The sequence below is a fragment of the Enterobacter sp. BRE11 genome (assembly GCF_031844285.1).
Lineage (GTDB): Bacteria > Pseudomonadota > Gammaproteobacteria > Enterobacterales > Enterobacteriaceae > Pantoea.
In genome coordinates, this window is record NZ_JAUZUX010000012.1 from 42,175 (window position 1) to 57,902 (window position 15,728).

Annotated in this window: 15 protein-coding genes and 1 pseudogene; 13 read left to right on the forward strand and 3 right to left on the reverse strand. The window is 59.3% G+C overall.

Going from position 1 to position 15,728, the window contains the following annotated elements; genetic code table 11:
- Window positions 1-145: 145 nt before the first annotated feature.
- The 3 genes from Q9R34_RS14135 (at window position 146) to sstT (ending at window position 3,832) form a co-directional block, all read left to right on the forward strand.
- Window positions 146-1,138, forward strand: a complete 993-nt coding sequence (locus Q9R34_RS14135) for a Gfo/Idh/MocA family protein (protein ID WP_485894472.1) — start codon at window positions 146-148, stop codon at window positions 1,136-1,138.
- 254 nt (window positions 1,139-1,392) lie between these two features.
- The gene (locus Q9R34_RS14140) at window positions 1,393-2,364 is read left to right on the forward strand and encodes a TerC family protein (RefSeq protein WP_485894474.1); all 972 of its coding nucleotides are present in this window, start codon (window positions 1,393-1,395) and stop codon (window positions 2,362-2,364) included.
- A 235-nt stretch (window positions 2,365-2,599) separates the two neighbouring features.
- On the forward strand, window positions 2,600-3,832 hold the full coding sequence (gene sstT / locus Q9R34_RS14145) for a serine/threonine transporter SstT (RefSeq protein ID WP_485894476.1): 1,233 nt from the start codon (window positions 2,600-2,602) through the stop codon (window positions 3,830-3,832).
- Window positions 3,833-4,082: 250 nt separating this feature from the next.
- On the opposite strand, the gene Q9R34_RS14150 is transcribed toward sstT, so the two are convergent.
- From Q9R34_RS14150 to uxaC, 3 genes are read right to left on the reverse strand one after another with little or no spacing between them, the layout of a single operon-like run.
- A complete protein-coding gene (locus tag Q9R34_RS14150) occupies window positions 4,083-5,573 on the reverse strand; it encodes a UxaA family hydrolase (protein ID WP_485894478.1) in 1,491 nt (496 codons plus the stop codon).
- A gap of 4 nt (window positions 5,574-5,577) precedes the next feature.
- A complete protein-coding gene (locus tag Q9R34_RS14155) occupies window positions 5,578-7,026 on the reverse strand; it encodes a tagaturonate reductase (RefSeq protein ID WP_485894480.1) in 1,449 nt (482 codons plus the stop codon).
- A 2-nt stretch (window positions 7,027-7,028) separates the two neighbouring features.
- Entirely contained in the window at window positions 7,029-8,444 is a 1,416-nt protein-coding gene (uxaC, locus tag Q9R34_RS14160; protein ID WP_434125133.1) for a glucuronate isomerase, read from the reverse strand.
- Between the two features lie 378 nt (window positions 8,445-8,822).
- Here uxaC and Q9R34_RS14165 point away from each other — a divergent pair, with 378 nt between their 5' ends.
- From Q9R34_RS14165 to Q9R34_RS14210, 10 genes and pseudogenes are all read left to right on the forward strand, one after another.
- Window positions 8,823-10,127 (forward strand): MFS transporter, encoded by a 1,305-nt coding sequence (locus Q9R34_RS14165; protein WP_434125298.1) that lies wholly within the window; start codon window positions 8,823-8,825, stop codon window positions 10,125-10,127.
- A gap of 132 nt (window positions 10,128-10,259) precedes the next feature.
- The gene (gene exuR / locus Q9R34_RS14170; protein ID WP_485894483.1) at window positions 10,260-11,027 is read left to right on the forward strand and encodes a transcriptional regulator ExuR; all 768 of its coding nucleotides are present in this window, start codon (window positions 10,260-10,262) and stop codon (window positions 11,025-11,027) included.
- Between the two features lie 330 nt (window positions 11,028-11,357).
- Window positions 11,358-12,035, forward strand: coding sequence for a DedA family protein (locus tag Q9R34_RS14175; RefSeq protein ID WP_434125131.1), 678 nt, complete (start codon window positions 11,358-11,360; stop codon window positions 12,033-12,035).
- Entirely contained in the window at window positions 12,032-12,394 is a 363-nt protein-coding gene (gene mzrA, locus Q9R34_RS14180) for an EnvZ/OmpR regulon moderator MzrA (RefSeq protein ID WP_434125130.1), read from the forward strand. Before Q9R34_RS14175 ends, mzrA begins: the two co-directional genes overlap by 4 nt.
- Window positions 12,395-12,572: 178 nt before the next feature.
- Window positions 12,573-12,946: pseudogene (locus Q9R34_RS14185) on the forward strand (DUF1090 domain-containing protein).
- A 36-nt stretch (window positions 12,947-12,982) separates the two neighbouring features.
- On the forward strand, window positions 12,983-13,288 hold the full coding sequence (locus Q9R34_RS14190; RefSeq protein ID WP_434125128.1) for an ElaB/YgaM/YqjD family protein: 306 nt from the start codon (window positions 12,983-12,985) through the stop codon (window positions 13,286-13,288).
- A gap of 2 nt (window positions 13,289-13,290) precedes the next feature.
- Window positions 13,291-13,689, forward strand: a complete 399-nt coding sequence (locus tag Q9R34_RS14195) for a phage holin family protein (RefSeq protein ID WP_187143609.1) — start codon at window positions 13,291-13,293, stop codon at window positions 13,687-13,689.
- Entirely contained in the window at window positions 13,686-13,976 is a 291-nt protein-coding gene (locus Q9R34_RS14200) for a YqjK-like family protein (RefSeq protein WP_434125127.1), read from the forward strand. Before Q9R34_RS14195 ends, Q9R34_RS14200 begins: the two co-directional genes overlap by 4 nt.
- Before the next feature lie 209 nt (window positions 13,977-14,185).
- Window positions 14,186-14,599, forward strand: coding sequence for a DoxX family protein (locus Q9R34_RS14205; protein ID WP_485894486.1), 414 nt, complete (start codon window positions 14,186-14,188; stop codon window positions 14,597-14,599).
- A 75-nt stretch (window positions 14,600-14,674) separates the two neighbouring features.
- Entirely contained in the window at window positions 14,675-15,649 is a 975-nt protein-coding gene (locus Q9R34_RS14210; protein WP_485894488.1) for a glutathione S-transferase family protein, read from the forward strand.
- Window positions 15,650-15,728 lie beyond the last annotated feature (79 nt).

Sequence of the window (15,728 nt, forward strand, 5' to 3'; positions counted from 1 at the left end):
CCTTCTCCCCTTTTTTTCAGCCAGTCGCCGTTGCATCATCACTATATTGGAAGGCGGATCGCAGGATCAAATTGCCTTTACTCTCAGCGCTTGCGCCCGGTGGCGGCCATGTTACTCTGCCGCTATTTGCCGCAGGAGAGCCGACGTGATCCGTTTTGCTATTGTGGGAACCAACTGGATAACGCGCCAGTTTATCGATGCCGCGCATGAGAGCGGCCATCTGCGCCTGAACGCCATCTATTCGCGTTCACAGCAGCAGGCGGAAACCTTCGCCGAGGAGTATCCCTGTTCGCATCTCTTTACCTCGCTGGAGGCGCTGGCCGCCTCCGATCTTATCGATGCGGTTTATCTGGCGAGCCCGAATGCACTGCACTGCGAGCAGGCGCTGCTGTTTATGTCGCACGGCAAGCACGTTATCTGCGAAAAGCCGCTCGCCTCCAACCTGCATGAGGCGGAGCGGATGATCGCCTGCGCCCGTCAGCATCAGGTGGTGCTGTTCGAGGCGTTTAAAACCGCCAGCCTGCCTAATTTTGCGCAGCTGCAGCAGGCGCTGCCCGCCATCGGGCCGCTGCGCAAGGCGCTGTTCAGCTACTGTCAGTATTCGTCGCGCTATCAGCGCTACCTCGACGGCGAGAATCCCAATACCTTTAATCCACGCTGGTCAAACGGCTCGATAATGGATATCGGCTACTACTGTCTGGCGACGGCGGTGGCGCTGTGGGGCGCGCCGCAGGCGGTAAAAGCGAGCGCGGTGCTGCTGGCCAGCGGAGTCGACGGCCACGGCAGCGTGCTGCTCGACTACGGCGACTTCGACGTCACGCTGCTGCACTCCAAGGTCAGCGACTCGCGCATCGCCAGTGAAATTCAGGGTGAAGCGGGCTCGCTGCTGATCGAAAAGCTATCGGAGATGCAGTCGGTCAGCCTGGTGCCGCGCCAGCGCGCCGCCCAGGTGCAGGATCTCAGCCAGCCGCAGCATATCAATACCATGCTTTATGAAGCCCAGACCTTTGCGCAGCTGGTGCAGCAGCGTCATATCGCGCATCCAGGGCTGGAAACGTCGCGCATCACCGCCGCGCTGCTGACTGAAATCCGCCGCCAGACCGGCGTGATTTTCCCTGCCGATGAGCAGGCTGTGTAAATATGTCTAAATATGAATGACACGCTCTTGCCTCCTTCCTGACCAGCGCCTATCTTAACGGACAGCAAAGGGGAGTAACTTGTAAGCTGCACGATCGTCATTACGATGCGCAAGCATCCGGTCGGCAGGCAACCCGGAATCTGATTCTGCGTTGTAAGTGAGACCTTGCCGGAAGGCGAGGTTTGCTTACATCTCTGTAAAGCGGCTGACGTCTTCTGACTTCAGCCGTTTTTTATTTCAGGGCAGGAAACGCTATGCAGACAGTAGGAACGCCTCTTCTCTGGGGCAGCTTTGCGGTGGTGGTGCTGATTATGCTGGCGATCGATCTCTTTTTGCAGGGACGTCGCGGCGCGCAGACCATGAGTTTTAAACAGGCGGCCGTCTGGTCGCTGATTTGGGTGTCGGTGTCGCTACTGTTCAGCGCCGCCTTCTGGTGGTATCTCGAGGGGAGCGCCGGGCGTGAAGTGGCCACCACGCAAACCCTGGCGTTTTTAACCGGTTACGTGCTGGAAAAGGCGCTGGCGGTTGATAACGTCTTCGTCTGGCTGATGCTCTTCAGCTATTTCTCCATTCCCGCCGCGCTGCAGCGCCGCGTGCTGATTTACGGCGTGCTGGGCGCGATCGTGCTGCGCACCATTATGATCTTTGCGGGCAGCTGGCTGGTGACGCAGTTTAGCTGGATCCTCTATCTGTTCGGCGCGTTCCTGCTGCTCACCGGCCTGAAGATGGCCTTTGCTAAAGAGGATGATGAGAACGCGGTGGGCGACAAGCCGGTGGTTCGCTGGCTGCGCAAGCACCTGCGCATGACCGACGAGCTTGAGGGCGAGAAGTTTTTCACCCGCAGGAACGGCGTGCTGTTTGCGACGCCGCTGCTGCTGGTGCTGATTATGGTTGAGCTGAGCGACGTGATTTTTGCGGTCGACAGCATTCCAGCGATCTTCGCCGTGACCACCGATCCCTTTATCGTGCTGACCTCTAACCTGTTCGCGATCCTCGGCCTGCGCGCGATGTACTTTCTGCTGGCCAACGTCGCCGAGCGTTTCTCGATGCTTAAATATGGGCTGGCGATCGTGCTGGTCTTTATCGGCATCAAGATGCTGATCGTCGAGTTCTACCATATCCCGGTGGCGATCTCGCTGACCGTCGTCGGCGTGATCCTCGGCTCGACCCTGCTAATCAACGCCTGGGTGAATCGCAAAAGCGACCAGAAAAAGCGCTCGCAATAATCCGCTACAGGGGCAGGTAATGCCCCTGTTTTATTTTGCCAGCTCCAGATGCGACATTTCATCGCTCTGTCACACCTTCTTCATACAGCATAATAGAAATCCGATCCCCCTCGCATCGACAGAATTATCTCTTTCCTCGCCCGCTCTTTTCCTTATACTCCGCCGGGCAAACCGCTTCAGGCGCGTTAATCGACGCCCTCTGGAGCCACATCCCGCTACAACCTAAAGAACAATTATGCAGAACTCACTTTCTGGTCGTCTGGGCGCCCTGTTCGCAGGCAGTCTGGTAAAACAAATCATGGCAGGACTGGTGGCTGGCGTCGCGCTGGCCTGGTTCTCGAAGGATGCTGCGCTGGCCGTCGGCCTGCTGGGCGAGCTGTTCGTCAGCGCGCTGAAGGCGGTCGCCCCGCTGCTGGTGCTGGTGCTGGTCATCGCCTCTATCGCCAACCATCAGCAGGGACAGAAAAGCAATATCAAACCGATTATCGTGCTCTATCTGTTGAGCACCTTTTTCGCGGCGGTCGTGGCGGTGGTGTTTAGCCATCTGGCACCTCAGACGCTGACGCTGGCGGTCGGCACAACGGAAATTACGCCGCCGTCCGGTATTACCGAGGTGCTGCGCGGCCTGCTGATGAGCATGGTAGCGAACCCCATCACCGCGCTGATGCAGGCCAACTATATCGGCATTCTGGTATGGGCGATTGGTCTGGGCCTGGCGTTCCGTCATAGCTCACAGACCACGCGCGACCTGCTTAATGACGCTTCAAATGCCGTAACCTGGCTGGTGCGCTGCGTGATCCGCTGCGCGCCGATCGGCATTTTCGGCCTTGTCGCCTCGATTCTGGCATCAACCGGTTTTGGCGCGCTGTGGCAGTATGCGCACCTGCTGGCGCTGCTGCTGGGCTGTATGCTGCTGATGGCGCTGGTGGTGAACCCGATGCTGGTTTACAGCAAGATCCGTCGCAACCCTTACCCGCTGGTGTTTACCTGCCTGCGCGAGAGCGGCGTGACCGCCTTCTTTACCCGCAGCTCGGCGGCCAATATTCCGGTGAATATGGCGCTGGCGAAACGCCTGAATCTCGATGAGGATACTTATTCGGTGTCGATTCCGCTGGGCGCCACCATCAGCATGGCGGGTGCCTCCATCACGATTACCGTGCTGACGCTGGCGGCGGTGCATACCCTGGGGATCAGCGTCGACGTGCCGACGGCGATTCTGCTGAGCCTTGTAGCGTCGCTGTGCGCCTGCGGCGCATCCGGCGTGGCGGGCGGTTCGCTGCTGCTGATCCCGGTCGCCTGCAATATGTTCGGCATTCCTAACGATCTGGCGATGCAGGTGGTGGCGGTCGGCTTTATTATCGGCGTGCTGCAGGACTCCGCCGAAACGGCGCTGAACTCCTCGACCGATATTCTGTTTACCGCGGCGGTGTGTCAGGCGGAAGCCGAGCGCGAAACCAGCCGGGCTTGATAACAAAATGGCGACCATAAGGTCGCCAGTCTAAGCGCTGATGTTGAGGTAACTGCTTCAGACGGCGCAAAAGCTCAAAGAGCGGGTGGCAGGGTCCGAAGAGCAAAGCGTCCCGCGCCAAGGATGGCGCGGGCCGAGCGAGCAGGGATGCGTTTAGCGACTTTGCGATCGGACCCTGCCACCCGCGAAGGGCTCGAGACTGACAGACAGCAATGGCGGCCTTCAGGTCGCCATTTTTTTGCCCGACAAACTATAACGTCACGCCGCTTTTAAAAATCGCCAGCTCGCGGAAATCGTTCTTCTCGTTGTTGGTCAGCTGGCCGCTGGCAATCGCCACGATGGTGTCGACGAAATCCTCCAGCAGCGCATCCATGCTCATTCCTTCCAGCAGACGACCGGCGTTAAAGTCGATCCAGTGCGGCTTCTTCTCCGCCAGCGGCGAGTTGGTCGCCAGCTTCACCGTCGGCACAAAGCCGCCGTAAGGGGTGCCGCGTCCGGTGCTGAACAGCACCATATGGCAGCCTGCCCCCGCCAGCGCGCTGGTGGCGACCGCGTCGTTGCCCGGCGCGCTCAGCAGATTCAGCCCCGGCGTCTTCAGCCGTTCGCCATACTTCAGCACGTCGACTACCTGGCTGGAGCCCGCCTTCTGGGTGCAGCCCAGCGACTTCTCCTCCAGCGTGGTAATGCCGCCCGCTTTATTGCCCGGCGACGGGTTCTCATAAATCGGCTGCTGATGGTCGATAAAATAGCGCTTGAAGTCGTTGATCATCGCCACCGTCTTCTCAAAGGTCTCCTCATCGCGACAGCGGCTCATCAGGATACGCTCCGCGCCGAACATCTCCGGCACCTCAGTCAGCACCGTGGTGCCGCCGTTGGCGATCATCTGATCGGAGAAACGCCCCAGCAGCGGGTTGGCGGTAATGCCGGAGAAGCCGTCCGAACCGCCGCACTCCAGGCCAAACTTCAGCTCGCTCAGCTTGCCCGGCTGGCGCCTGTCGTGGCGCATCGCCTCATACAGGGCGCGCAGATGCTCCAGCCCGGCTTCCACTTCGTCGTCGTGCTGCTGGCACACCATGTACTGGATGCGATCGCTCTCCGGCAGCCCCAGCGTCTCGCGGAAGGCGTCAACCTGATTGTTTTCGCAGCCGAGGCCGATCACCAGCACCGCGCCGGCGTTGGGGTGACGCACCATATTTTGCAGCATGGTGCGGGTGTTCTCATGATCCTGGCCCAGCTGCGAACAGCCGAAGGTATGGCTAAACAGAAACGCGCCGTCGGTGCCCGCCGCGTTGTCGGTCTCTTGCAAAAAGCGCTGCAGGATCTGACGCGCGATGCCGTTAACGCAGCCCACGGTCGGCAGGATCCACAGCTCGTTGCGGATCCCGACGTCGCCGTTGGCGCGGCGATAGATCTGCACCTCGCGATCGCCTGCCTGCGGCGGCACATCAACGAATTCAGGCTGATAGTCATACTCATCCAGATCGCTCAGATTGGTGCGCGCGTTGCTGGAGTGGATTACTTCGCCTGCGGCGATCGGCTGCGTGGCGTGGGCGATCGGCAGCCCATACTTGATCACCAGCTCGCCCTCGGCGAGGGAGCGCAGCGCGAACTTATGGCCGCGCGTCACCGCCTGCTGCAACTGCACCGCCGTCTGCTGCAGATCGATGGTCTGCCCCGCCTCTAAGTCGCGCAGCGCCACGGCAACGTTATCCTGAGAGTGAATCTTAATCGCGTCTTGCATAGCTTTATCCCAGTGTGCTCAACGCCTCACGCATGCCGTGGACGATGATATTTTGCAGGTGTCGGCTGACCTCGGCCACCAGCTGAGGCTGCCGGGTCAAATCTTCGTCCCAGTGCTGCGCGTCGCTTAACACCTCGCGCACCAGCTGTTCCGGGGAGATCTTGTCGTTATTAAGGGCCTGCCAGTTTGTTTCAAAGCGCGCCAGCCAGTGCGCGTCATCCTGCAGCGGCCAGCGCTTTTCCGCCGACGCGCCGCGGTAAAAGGCGATGAGCGCCGCCAGCGCAAAGGTCAGACGCGGCGGCCAGACGCCGCTCTGCGCGTGCGACGCCAGCAGCGGCGTCAGCAGGCGAGTGCGAAACTTGGTCATGCCGTTGAGTGCGATAGAGAGCAGCGCATGGCGGATAAAAGGGTTGCGGAAACGTCGCTCGACCGCGTCGGCGAAGACGTGCAGTTCGCTGCGGGGCAGATCGAGCGTGGGGATAATCTCCTCCCGCAGCAGGCGGTCGACGAAGCCTGCGATGGCCGGATCCGCCATCGCCTCGCCGACGCTCTCCAGGCCAGCCTGAAACGCCACCGGCACCATCGCGGTGTGGGCGCCGTTGAGGATCGCCACTTTCTGCGCCTTCCACGGCGCAATGTCATCCACCAGCCGCACCTGCGGCGCCAGCGCATCAAGCTTCAGCTCGTCGAACAGCGCGCGCGGCCCCTGCAGAATGAACTGGTAGTAGACCTCGCCCGCCACTAGAAAACGATCTTCATAGCCGAGCTGAGCGGCCAGCGCCTCGCTCTCCTGCGGGAAACCGGTCACGATGCGGTCCACCAGCGTGTTGTAGAACACGCAGTGCTGCGACACCCAGGCGGCGAAGCTTTCCGGCAGCTGCCAGTGGCGCGCATAGCGCAGCACCAGCTCGCGCAGCGCGTCGCCGTTATGGTCGATCAGCTCGCAGGGGACGATCAGCCAGCCCTTGTCTTCAGCGCCGCCAAAGTGCTCAAAGCGCGCCCACAGCAGCTGCGTCAGCTTGCCGGGAAAGCTGGATGCGGGCGCATCCGCCAGGCGATCCCCTTCGGCAAAGGCGATGCCCGCTTCGGTGGTATTTGAGAAGACGAAGCGCATCTGCGGCGCGCGCGCCAGCGCCAGGAAATCTGCGTGCTCGACGTAAGGCTGGATCTCGCGGTTCAGGCTGCGGATCAGGCGCGTTTCGCTGACGCGCTCGCCCTGCTCGTTCAGCCCGCGGATCAGCGTGGTATAGAGCCCGTCCTGGTGATTAAGGCTGTCGCTGACGGCGCGGTTGCGCGGCCGCACCACCACCACGCCCGCGTCGGTGCCCTGGTGCTGGTTCAGCCAGTCGAGCTGCCAGTCGATAAAGGCGCGCAGAAAGTTGCCTTCGCCGAACTGGATAACGCGCTCGCTGTAGGTCGCGCCGGGAAAGTCGTGACGGTTTAGCCGCTGCATGATCAGGCTCCCAGCTCGATGCCGAAGTAGTCGCGCGCGTTATTGAAGCAGATGTTTTGCACCATCTGGCCCAGCAGCGCCTCGTCGCCCGGCGCTTCGCCGTTCTCGACCCAGCGGCCGATCATCTGGCACAGCAGGCGGCGGAAATATTCGTGGCGCGTATAGGAGAGGAAGCTGCGGCTGTCGGTCAGCATGCCGACAAAGCGGCTGAGCAGGCCGATCTGCGACAGCTGCGTCATCTGGCGCTGCATGCCGTCAAGCTGATCGTTGAACCACCAGGCGGAGCCGAACTGCATTTTGCCCGCCTCGCCTTCGCCCTGGAAGTTGCCCGCCATGGTTGCCAGCACTTCGTTGTCGCGCGGGTTCAGGCAGTAGAGGATGGTTTTCGGCAGCGCGTTATGCAGGTTCTGCGCGCCCAGCAGCTTCGCCAGCGGTTCCGCCAGCGGCTGATCGTTAATCGAGTCGAAGCCGACGTCCGGCCCCAGCCGTTCAAACTGGCGGCGGTTGGTGTTGCGCAGCGCGCCAATATGGTACTGCTGCACCCAGCCGCGACGCGCATATTCGCCGCCCAGCCACACCAGCACGGCGGTTTTGAACTGCGCGATCGCCTGCGCGTCCGGCGTTTTGCCGGCGCGGCGGTTAGCCAGGATGGCGTCCAGCGTCGCATCGTCCGCTTCGGCGTAGAGCACCACGTCGAGCGCGTGGTCCGACACTTTGCAGCCGTGCTCGGCGAAGTAGTCAAGACGCTTGCTGAGCGCGCTGCGCAGATCGTCGAAGCGGCGCACGCTGACGTCGGTCAGCGACTCCAGCTTCTCAATCCACGGCAGGAAACTTTCTGCTTCGATATTAAAGGCTTTATCTGGACGCCAGCTCGGCAGCACTTTCACGCCGAAGCTGCTCTCCTGCGCCAGCGCGCGGTGGTGCTGCAGATCATCCAGCGGATCGTCGGTGGTGCCGACCATTTTTACGTTCATCTGCTGCATGATGCCGCGCGCGGTGAACTCATCCTGCGCCAGCAGCGCGTTGCAGCGATCCCAGATGCTGTCGGCGGTTTTTTCAGAGAGCAAAGTGTCGGTAATGCCGAACGGACGACGCAGCTCAAGGTGCGTCCAGTGATAGAGCGGATTGCCGATGGTGTGCGGCACGGTGCGCGCCCAGGCGTCAAATTTTTCGCGGTCGCTGGCGTCGCCGGTGCAGAAGGCTTCCGGCACGCCGTTAGCGCGCATGGCGCGCCACTTGTAGTGATCGCCTTTCAGCCAGATGTCATAGAGGTTGGCAAAGCGGTAATTTTCGGCAATCTGCTGCGGGGGAAGATGGCAGTGATAGTCGAAAATCGGCTGGTCCTTTGCGTAGTCATGGTAAAGACGGCGGGCAAATTCGGTATCCAGCAAAAAATCCTCGGTCATAAAACGCGACATACTTGCTTCCTCTTGGATAGAGCCTTATTGCGCTCAAAGTTATCATACCAATTTTAGCCAGCCACAGAATTATTTGAGATATTGCTCACATAAACAGCAGCTATTCCCTGCGCCCATGGACGTTTTTGCTCTCTGCAGCGTGCTAAATGGCTGTCATCAGGCAGGTTTATAGTATCCCACATTGCAAAAGGGGCTTTTGTGATGGCTCTCAACTTTTAAAGTTGTATAACAAGTTACGCTCTCGCTCCGTAATGGCAAGGTAAACACAGGGTCGCTTTTGCGCGGCCTGCGGGCGTGAGATTGAGCCAGCTCACGGTGGTCCCGCTCCAGATAACAACAGCGGCAAGACCGCAGACAGCACACTGGAAGAGGTAAATGATGCGTAAGATTAAAGGGCTACGCTGGTATATGATCGGGCTGGTGACGCTAGGCACCGTGCTGGGTTATCTCACCCGTAATACCATCGCCGTCGCCGCGCCGACGCTCCAAACCGATTTGCATATCACCACCCAACAGTACTCCTACATCGTGGCGGCCTACTCCGCCTGTTATACCGTTATGCAGCCGGTCGCCGGCTACGTGCTCGACCTGCTCGGCACCAAAGTTGGCTATGCCGTATTCGCCGTGCTGTGGGCGATCTTCTGCGCCGCGACGGCGATGGCCGGCAGCTGGGGCGGATTTGCGCTGGCGCGCGGCGCGGTGGGCGCGGCGGAAGCGGCGATGATCCCGGCGGGCCTGAAGGCGAGCAGCGAATGGTTCCCGGCTAAAGAGCGTTCCGTCGCCGTGGGCTACTTCAACGTCGGCTCCTCTATCGGCGCCATGCTGGCGCCGCCGCTGGTGGTGTGGGCGATCGTGGCGCACAGCTGGCAGATGGCATTTATTATCACCGGCGTGCTGAGCCTGATCTGGGCGATCTGCTGGCTGATTTTTTATAAGCATCCCAAACAGCAAACCAGGCTCAGCGATGAGGAGCGCCAGTACATTATTTCCGGCCAGGAGGCCCAGCATCAGACCGGCAATACTAAAAAGATGTCGGCACGTCAGATCCTGCGTAATCGCCAGTTCTGGGGCATCGCGCTGCCGCGCTTTCTGGCGGAGCCCGCCTGGGGCACCTTCAACGCCTGGATCCCGCTGTTTATGTTTAAGGTGTACGGTTTCAACCTGAAGGAGATTGCGCTGTTTGCCTGGATGCCGATGCTGTTCGCCGATCTGGGCTGCATTCTCGGCGGTTATCTGCCGCCGCTGTTTCAGCGCTGGTTCGGCGTGAATCTGATTGTGTCGCGCAAGCTGGTCGTGACGATGGGCGCGGTGCTGATGATCGGTCCCGGCACCATCGGTCTTTTCACCAGCCCTTACGTCGCTATCGGCCTGCTCTGCGTCGGCGGTTTCGCTCACCAGGCGCTTTCCGGCGCGCTGATCACCCTCTCCTCCGACGTTTTTGGCCGTAACGAAGTGGCGACCGCCAACGGTCTGACCGGCATGGCCGCCTGGACAGCCAGCACCATGTTTGCGCTGGTGGTCGGCGCGCTGGCCGATACGCTGGGCTTTAGCCCGCTGTTCGCCGCGCTGGCAGTGTTCGATCTGCTGGGCGCGGTGGTGATCTGGACGGTGCTGCGCAATCAGCCCGTCTCGGAGCTGGAAAAAGAGGTCACACCGCCGCAGGCCGCGCCGGTGCGTAGCTAGCCGCGCTGGCCGCTAACCAGGCGGCGAGCGCTGACCAAAGAGCAAAGCGTCCCGCGCAATCCTTGCGCGGGATCTTTTATTTAACCGCCGCAAAGTGGTATAACAACTTCATTTGCGACACGGGAATGCGCTATGGAACTGACCGAACCTCGTCGACTCTATCAACAGCTTGCCAGCGATCTGAAAAGCCGTATTGAATCAGGGATTTACCCGGTGGGAGATAAGCTCCCTGCCGAACGCCTGATCGCGGAAGAGATGAACGTCAGCCGCACCGTGGTGCGCGAGGCGATCATCATGCTGGAGGTAGAGGGCTACGTTGAGGTGCGTAAAGGTTCCGGTATTCACGTTATCGCCAGTCAGCAGCAGAATCGGGTGATGACCTCCAGCCAGCTCGAATTCGCCAGCTTTGGCCCGTTCGAACTGCTGCAGGCGCGCCAGCTGATTGAGAGCAACGTCGCCGAGTTCGCCGCGACGCAGGTGACGCGTCAGGACATTATCGAACTGATGGCGATTCAGGAAAAGGCGCGTCAGGAAGATCACTTCCGCGACTCCCAGTGGGACATGCAGTTTCACGTGCGGATTGCGCAATCCACCCAAAACAGCGCGCTGGCGGCCATTGTTGAAAAAATGTGGCTGCATCGCCTGCACAACCCCTACTGGCTCAAACTCCACGAGCATATCGATCAGCGCAGCATCCTCAGCTGGTGCGACGACCACGATCAAATCCTCAAGGCGCTGATGCGTAAAGATCCGGCCGCCTGCAAACTGGCGATGTGGCAACATCTGGAAAATACTAAACAGATGCTGTTTAACGCGACTGCCGATGATTTTGAATTTAATGTGGATCGTTATATGTTTGCTGAAAATCCCGTTATCCTGCCGGACGGCGCAAGCAGTTAACCTTGATTCTGCTGCGTTTTCACGCAGGAAAGTCAGTTAATCTGCAATAGTGTCAGGTCGTGTAAAGCTCCTGTTGACGGGCCGCGTCAACAGGTAAAACTCCTGTGCGGCAGGCACTTTCCCCCTGTCTCAAACCTGTGATCTTTGTTACAGTTATCGACCCTTTCTTACCCTTTGCGACAGGGTTTAAAAATTCGCTGATTTAACAATCTATTCTGGAAGGATCCGGAAAATCCTGCACAGACTGCGCTCCTAAAACAGATAACTAATTGCCGGTCTGCGCTTATGTCTTTAAAGACGCGTTAAAACAATGATGTTCAGGAATGATTGATGGATATTTTGCAAGCGTTGCTGCAGGCGTTGTGGCAACAGGACTACGAAACCCTCTCCGATCCGACGCTGGTCTGGGCCATTTATGGCGTGCTCTTCCTGATCCTGTTTCTGGAGAATGGCCTGCTGCCCGCCGCCTTTCTGCCGGGTGACAGCCTGCTGATTCTGGTCGGCGTGCTGATCGCTAAAGGTACCATGAGCTTTCCGCTTACCGTGCTGGTGCTGACCACCGGTGCCAGCCTCGGCTGCTGGGTCAGCTATATTCAGGGCCGCTGGCTCGGCAACACGCCCACGGTGCAGAAATGGCTCTCTCATCTTCCTGCGCAGTATCACGCCCGCGCGCACAGCCTGTTTCATCGTCATGGCCTGTCGGCTCTGCTGATTGGCCGCTTTATCGCTTTTGTCCGTACCCTGCTGCCAACCATTGCCGGTTTATCCGGACTGAATAACGCCCGCTTTCAGTTTTTTAACTGGGTCAGCGCGCTGCTCTGGGTGCTGATTCTGACCGTGCTCGGCTTTGCGCTGGGCAAGACGCCGATTTTCCGCCGCTATGAAGATGAGCTGATGTTCTGCCTGATGCTGCTGCCGCTGGTGCTGCTGGTGGCAGGCCTGGTGGGATCGCTGGTGGTGTTGTGGCGCAAACGCCAGGCGAATCAGAACGGCAAGGGCGAGTCATGAAAATTTATGGTCCCCTTCCCCGCCGCATGCTGCCCTGGCTGGCTATCGCCGCGCTGCTGCTGCTGGCGATCTGCCTGACGCCGACGCTGCTGCGGCACGAAAGCGTGGTGCAGATTCGCGTATCTCACGCCGGTGGCCCGCTGCCGGACGGGTTTTATCTCTATCAGCAGCTGACGGCGCAGGGCATCCGTATCAAAAGCATCACCCCCGCGGGCGATGCGCTGATTATTCATTTCGAGAACGAAGAGCAGAGCCTTGCGGCGCAAAAGGTGCTGCGCCGCCTGCTGCCGGACGGCTTTGTTGTCGCCAGACATCCCGACTCCGCTTCCGCCGGTTCGACAACGCTGAATATCTCCTGATTCGCACTTGCCGTCCTGCGCTGGCAGGGCGGCAACAGAATAGTCCGTATCCCCCCGTCTTTTTTGAACTTTTTACGGTCGCTGTCTATGCTTAACAGATGGCTCAGCTATCTGATACGCCAGGAGATGACGCTGTCCGCTCGCGGCAGGTCTGCAACAAAGGAAGGTAACAAGCCTGATGAAACGTCAATTACTTCTTAGCCTCGCGCTGTTTTCTCTTTCTGGTTCGCTGATGGCGGCGGAATCGCTCTGCCAGCAGAAAGAGCAGGATATTCAGCATGAAATTGCGATGGCGAAACAGCATAACAATCAGCGTCGCGTGAATGGACTGGAGCGCGCGCTGACCGAAGTGCGCGCGAACTGCAGCGACAATAAACTGAAAGCGTCTCACCAGACGCGCATCAAGGCGCAGCGAGAGAAAGTCGCTGAACGCGAGCGCGAACTGAAAGAGGAGCGACAGGAAGGCGATGACAAGGAGAAAATCGCAGGCGTGAACATAAACTGGAAGAAGCACGCCAGGAGCTGAAAAAGTTACAGGCGGAGCCTTACTAACCCGGACTCAACCACTGAAGCTAAAAGGAACATTACATGTCAAAAGAGACTTCATCAGAACATTTACGTGCTGAGTTAAAAAATCTGGCGGACACTCTGGAAGAGGTGCTGAGCAGCACAACGGATAAGTCCAAAGGTGAACTGGATAAGCTGCGTCAGAAAGCGCGCGTTGCGCTCGACAGCTCGCGCGAGAAGCTGGGCGATTCTGGCGAATATCTGGCGCAGACCACGCGTGAAGCCGCGCAGAAAGCAGACGGCTACGTGCGTGACAATCCCTGGCATGGCGTTGGCATCGGTGCGGCTATCGGCGTGGCGATCGGCATGCTGATTTCTCGGCGTTAACCATGGCAGATTCACAGCAGAGCCACGGCCCCGGCAAAGGGGTCATCAACATTGGTCAGCGCATTGTCACTACGCTGGTCAGCATGGTCGAGACCCGCGTGCGGCTGGCGGTGGTCGAGCTGGAAGCGGAAAAGGCTAACCTGATTCAGCTGCTGCTGATGGTTGGCCTGACCATGCTGTTTACCGCGTTCGGGCTGATGAGCCTGATGGTGTTGATTATCTGGGCCGTCGATGCGCAGTATCGCCTGATGGCGATCGGCATCACTACCGGCGTACTCTTTCTTCTGGCGATTATCTTCGGCCTGTGGAGCCTGCGCAAATCGCGTCAGTCCACCCTGCTGCACCATACGCGCAAAGAGCTGGAGACCGATCGCAAGCTGCTGGAGGATGATCGCGTATGAGCCGCAGCAAGCTGGAACGTGAAGCACGTATTCATGAATTAGTCGGTGAAATACAGCAGCAGCGGCTCGACCTGAGCGCGAGCCGCCGCGATTTTTTACTGAGCACGGCGCAGTATGACCGCGGCTGGCTGACGTTCCTCAGCATGCGACGCTATCTGGCCATCGGCAGCAGCGCCCTGGCTATCTGGTCGGTGCGCAGCCCAAATAAATTCATGCGCCTGCTTAAGCGCGGATTCGGCGTCTGGAGCACCTGGCGCATGCTGAAATCGGCTCTGCCGCAGCGCTGATCCTTCTCTGCATTCAGCCGGTGCGCAATCGCCGGCTTCGCTTTATCAGTTTTCCTGAATAACACCTACAGAATATCTCGCTTACAACCTTTCCCCTGCGCGATTATTATCTCCAGCTATCAGCTCAGCAAACGGCAAAGCCGCCTTTTGCCGGGAATTATCTCACGCAGGCGCGACTGCCCTGCCGACAAACTAGCCTGGAGTAAATGATGAAAAAATTCGAAGATACTGGTCTGCTGCTGGCGCGTATTTTAATGCCAATCCTGTTTATTACGGCCGGCTGGGGCAAAATCACTGGCTATGCGGGAACGCAGCAGTATATGGAAGCGATGGGCGTGCCGGGCTTTATGCTGCCGCTGGTAATCCTGCTGGAGTTTGGCGGCGGCCTGGCGATTCTGTTTGGCTTCCTGACACGCTTCACCGCGCTGTTTACCGCTGGCTTCACCATCCTGACGGCGTTCCTGTTCCACAGCAATTTTGCGGAAGGCGTCAACCAGCTGATGTTTATGAAAAACCTCTCTATCGCGGGTGGTTTCCTGGTGCTGGGCCTCGTCGGTCCGGGCGCGTACAGCATTGACCGTCTGCTGCGCAAGAAAACCACGCCTGCAGCGGCGCTGCGTTAAGCACACATCCGGCGTAATGCCACATATACTTAGCAGGGCGAGGATACTCCTCGCCCTGTTTGCACTGGAGGCGATATGGGCCAACTGATTGACGGTGTCTGGCACGACACCTGGTACGACACCAAATCAACCGGCGGACGCTTCAAGCGCACTGAAGCGGTCTGGCGCAACTGGGTGACCGTGGACGGCAGCGCCGGACCAACGGGCGACGCGGGCTTTAAGGCCGAGCGCGATCGCTATCATCTGTATGTTTCTCTCGCCTGCCCCTGGGCGCACCGCACGCTGCTGATGCGTCAGCTAAAAGGGCTGGAGTCGATGATTGACGTCTCCGTGGTGCACCCGCTGATGCTGGAGAACGGCTGGACGTTCGACAACGATTTTCCCGACGCCACCGGCGACAAACTTTATCAGAACGAATTTCTCTATCAGCTCTACCTGCATGCCGATCCGCACTATACCGGGCGCGTGACCGTGCCGGTGCTGTGGGACAAACAGCAGGGCACTATCGTCAGCAATGAATCGGCGGATATCATTCGCATGTTTAACAGCGCCTTCGACGCGGTCGGCGCGCGCGCCGGGGACTACTACCCGCCCGCCCTGCGCGAGAAGATCGACGAGCTGAACGGCTGGATTTACGACACGGTCAACAACGGCGTCTATAAGTCGGGCTTCGCGACCTCGCAGGCGGCCTATGACGAGTCGGTAACCGCGCTGTTCCATTCGCTATCGCGCCTGGAGCAGATTCTGGGGCAGCACCGCTATCTGACCGGCGACCAGCTCACCGAGGCGGATCTGCGTCTCTGGACCACGCTGGTGCGTTTCGATCCGGTCTATGTGACCCATTTTAAGTGCGATCGCCACCGCATCGGCGACTATCTCAATCTGAGCGGTTTCCTGCGCGATATCTACCAGATGCCGGGCATCGCCGAGACGGTGAACCTGCCGCATATCCGTCATCACTATTACGTGAGCCATAAAACCATCAACCCGAACGGCGTGATTTCGCTGGGACCGGCGTTTGACTGGGATGAGCCGCACGGCCGCGGCTAAACGCACGCGCCGTTCTTACCCGGACGGCGCGCCTCAACTGTTATAAAAATTCTGCGCGTTTCTGTGTCTGCCCCGGCTA

What these genes read in the sequence shown, in the direction of transcription:
- Q9R34_RS14140 (WP_485894474.1), top strand. Translation starts at nt 1,393, where the DNA reads ATGCAGACAGTAGGAACGCCTCTTCTCTGGGGCAGCTTTGCGGTGGTG.
- sstT (WP_485894476.1), top strand. Translation starts at nt 2,600, where the DNA reads ATGCAGAACTCACTTTCTGGTCGTCTGGGCGCCCTGTTCGCAGGCAGT.
- Q9R34_RS14150 (WP_485894478.1), bottom strand. Translation starts at nt 5,573, where the DNA reads ATGCAAGACGCGATTAAGATTCACTCTCAGGATAACGTTGCCGTGGCG.
- Q9R34_RS14155 (WP_485894480.1), bottom strand. Translation starts at nt 7,026, where the DNA reads ATGCAGCGGCTAAACCGTCACGACTTTCCCGGCGCGACCTACAGCGAG.
- uxaC (WP_434125133.1), bottom strand. Translation starts at nt 8,444, where the DNA reads ATGTCGCGTTTTATGACCGAGGATTTTTTGCTGGATACCGAATTTGCC.
- Q9R34_RS14165 (WP_434125298.1), top strand. Translation starts at nt 8,823, where the DNA reads ATGCGTAAGATTAAAGGGCTACGCTGGTATATGATCGGGCTGGTGACG.
- exuR (WP_485894483.1), top strand. Translation starts at nt 10,260, where the DNA reads ATGGAACTGACCGAACCTCGTCGACTCTATCAACAGCTTGCCAGCGAT.
- Q9R34_RS14175 (WP_434125131.1), top strand. Translation starts at nt 11,358, where the DNA reads ATGGATATTTTGCAAGCGTTGCTGCAGGCGTTGTGGCAACAGGACTAC.
- mzrA (WP_434125130.1), top strand. Translation starts at nt 12,032, where the DNA reads ATGAAAATTTATGGTCCCCTTCCCCGCCGCATGCTGCCCTGGCTGGCT.
- Q9R34_RS14190 (WP_434125128.1), top strand. Translation starts at nt 12,983, where the DNA reads ATGTCAAAAGAGACTTCATCAGAACATTTACGTGCTGAGTTAAAAAAT.
- Q9R34_RS14195 (WP_187143609.1), top strand. Translation starts at nt 13,291, where the DNA reads ATGGCAGATTCACAGCAGAGCCACGGCCCCGGCAAAGGGGTCATCAAC.
- Q9R34_RS14200 (WP_434125127.1), top strand. Translation starts at nt 13,686, where the DNA reads ATGAGCCGCAGCAAGCTGGAACGTGAAGCACGTATTCATGAATTAGTC.
- Q9R34_RS14205 (WP_485894486.1), top strand. Translation starts at nt 14,186, where the DNA reads ATGAAAAAATTCGAAGATACTGGTCTGCTGCTGGCGCGTATTTTAATG.
- Q9R34_RS14210 (WP_485894488.1), top strand. Translation starts at nt 14,675, where the DNA reads ATGGGCCAACTGATTGACGGTGTCTGGCACGACACCTGGTACGACACC.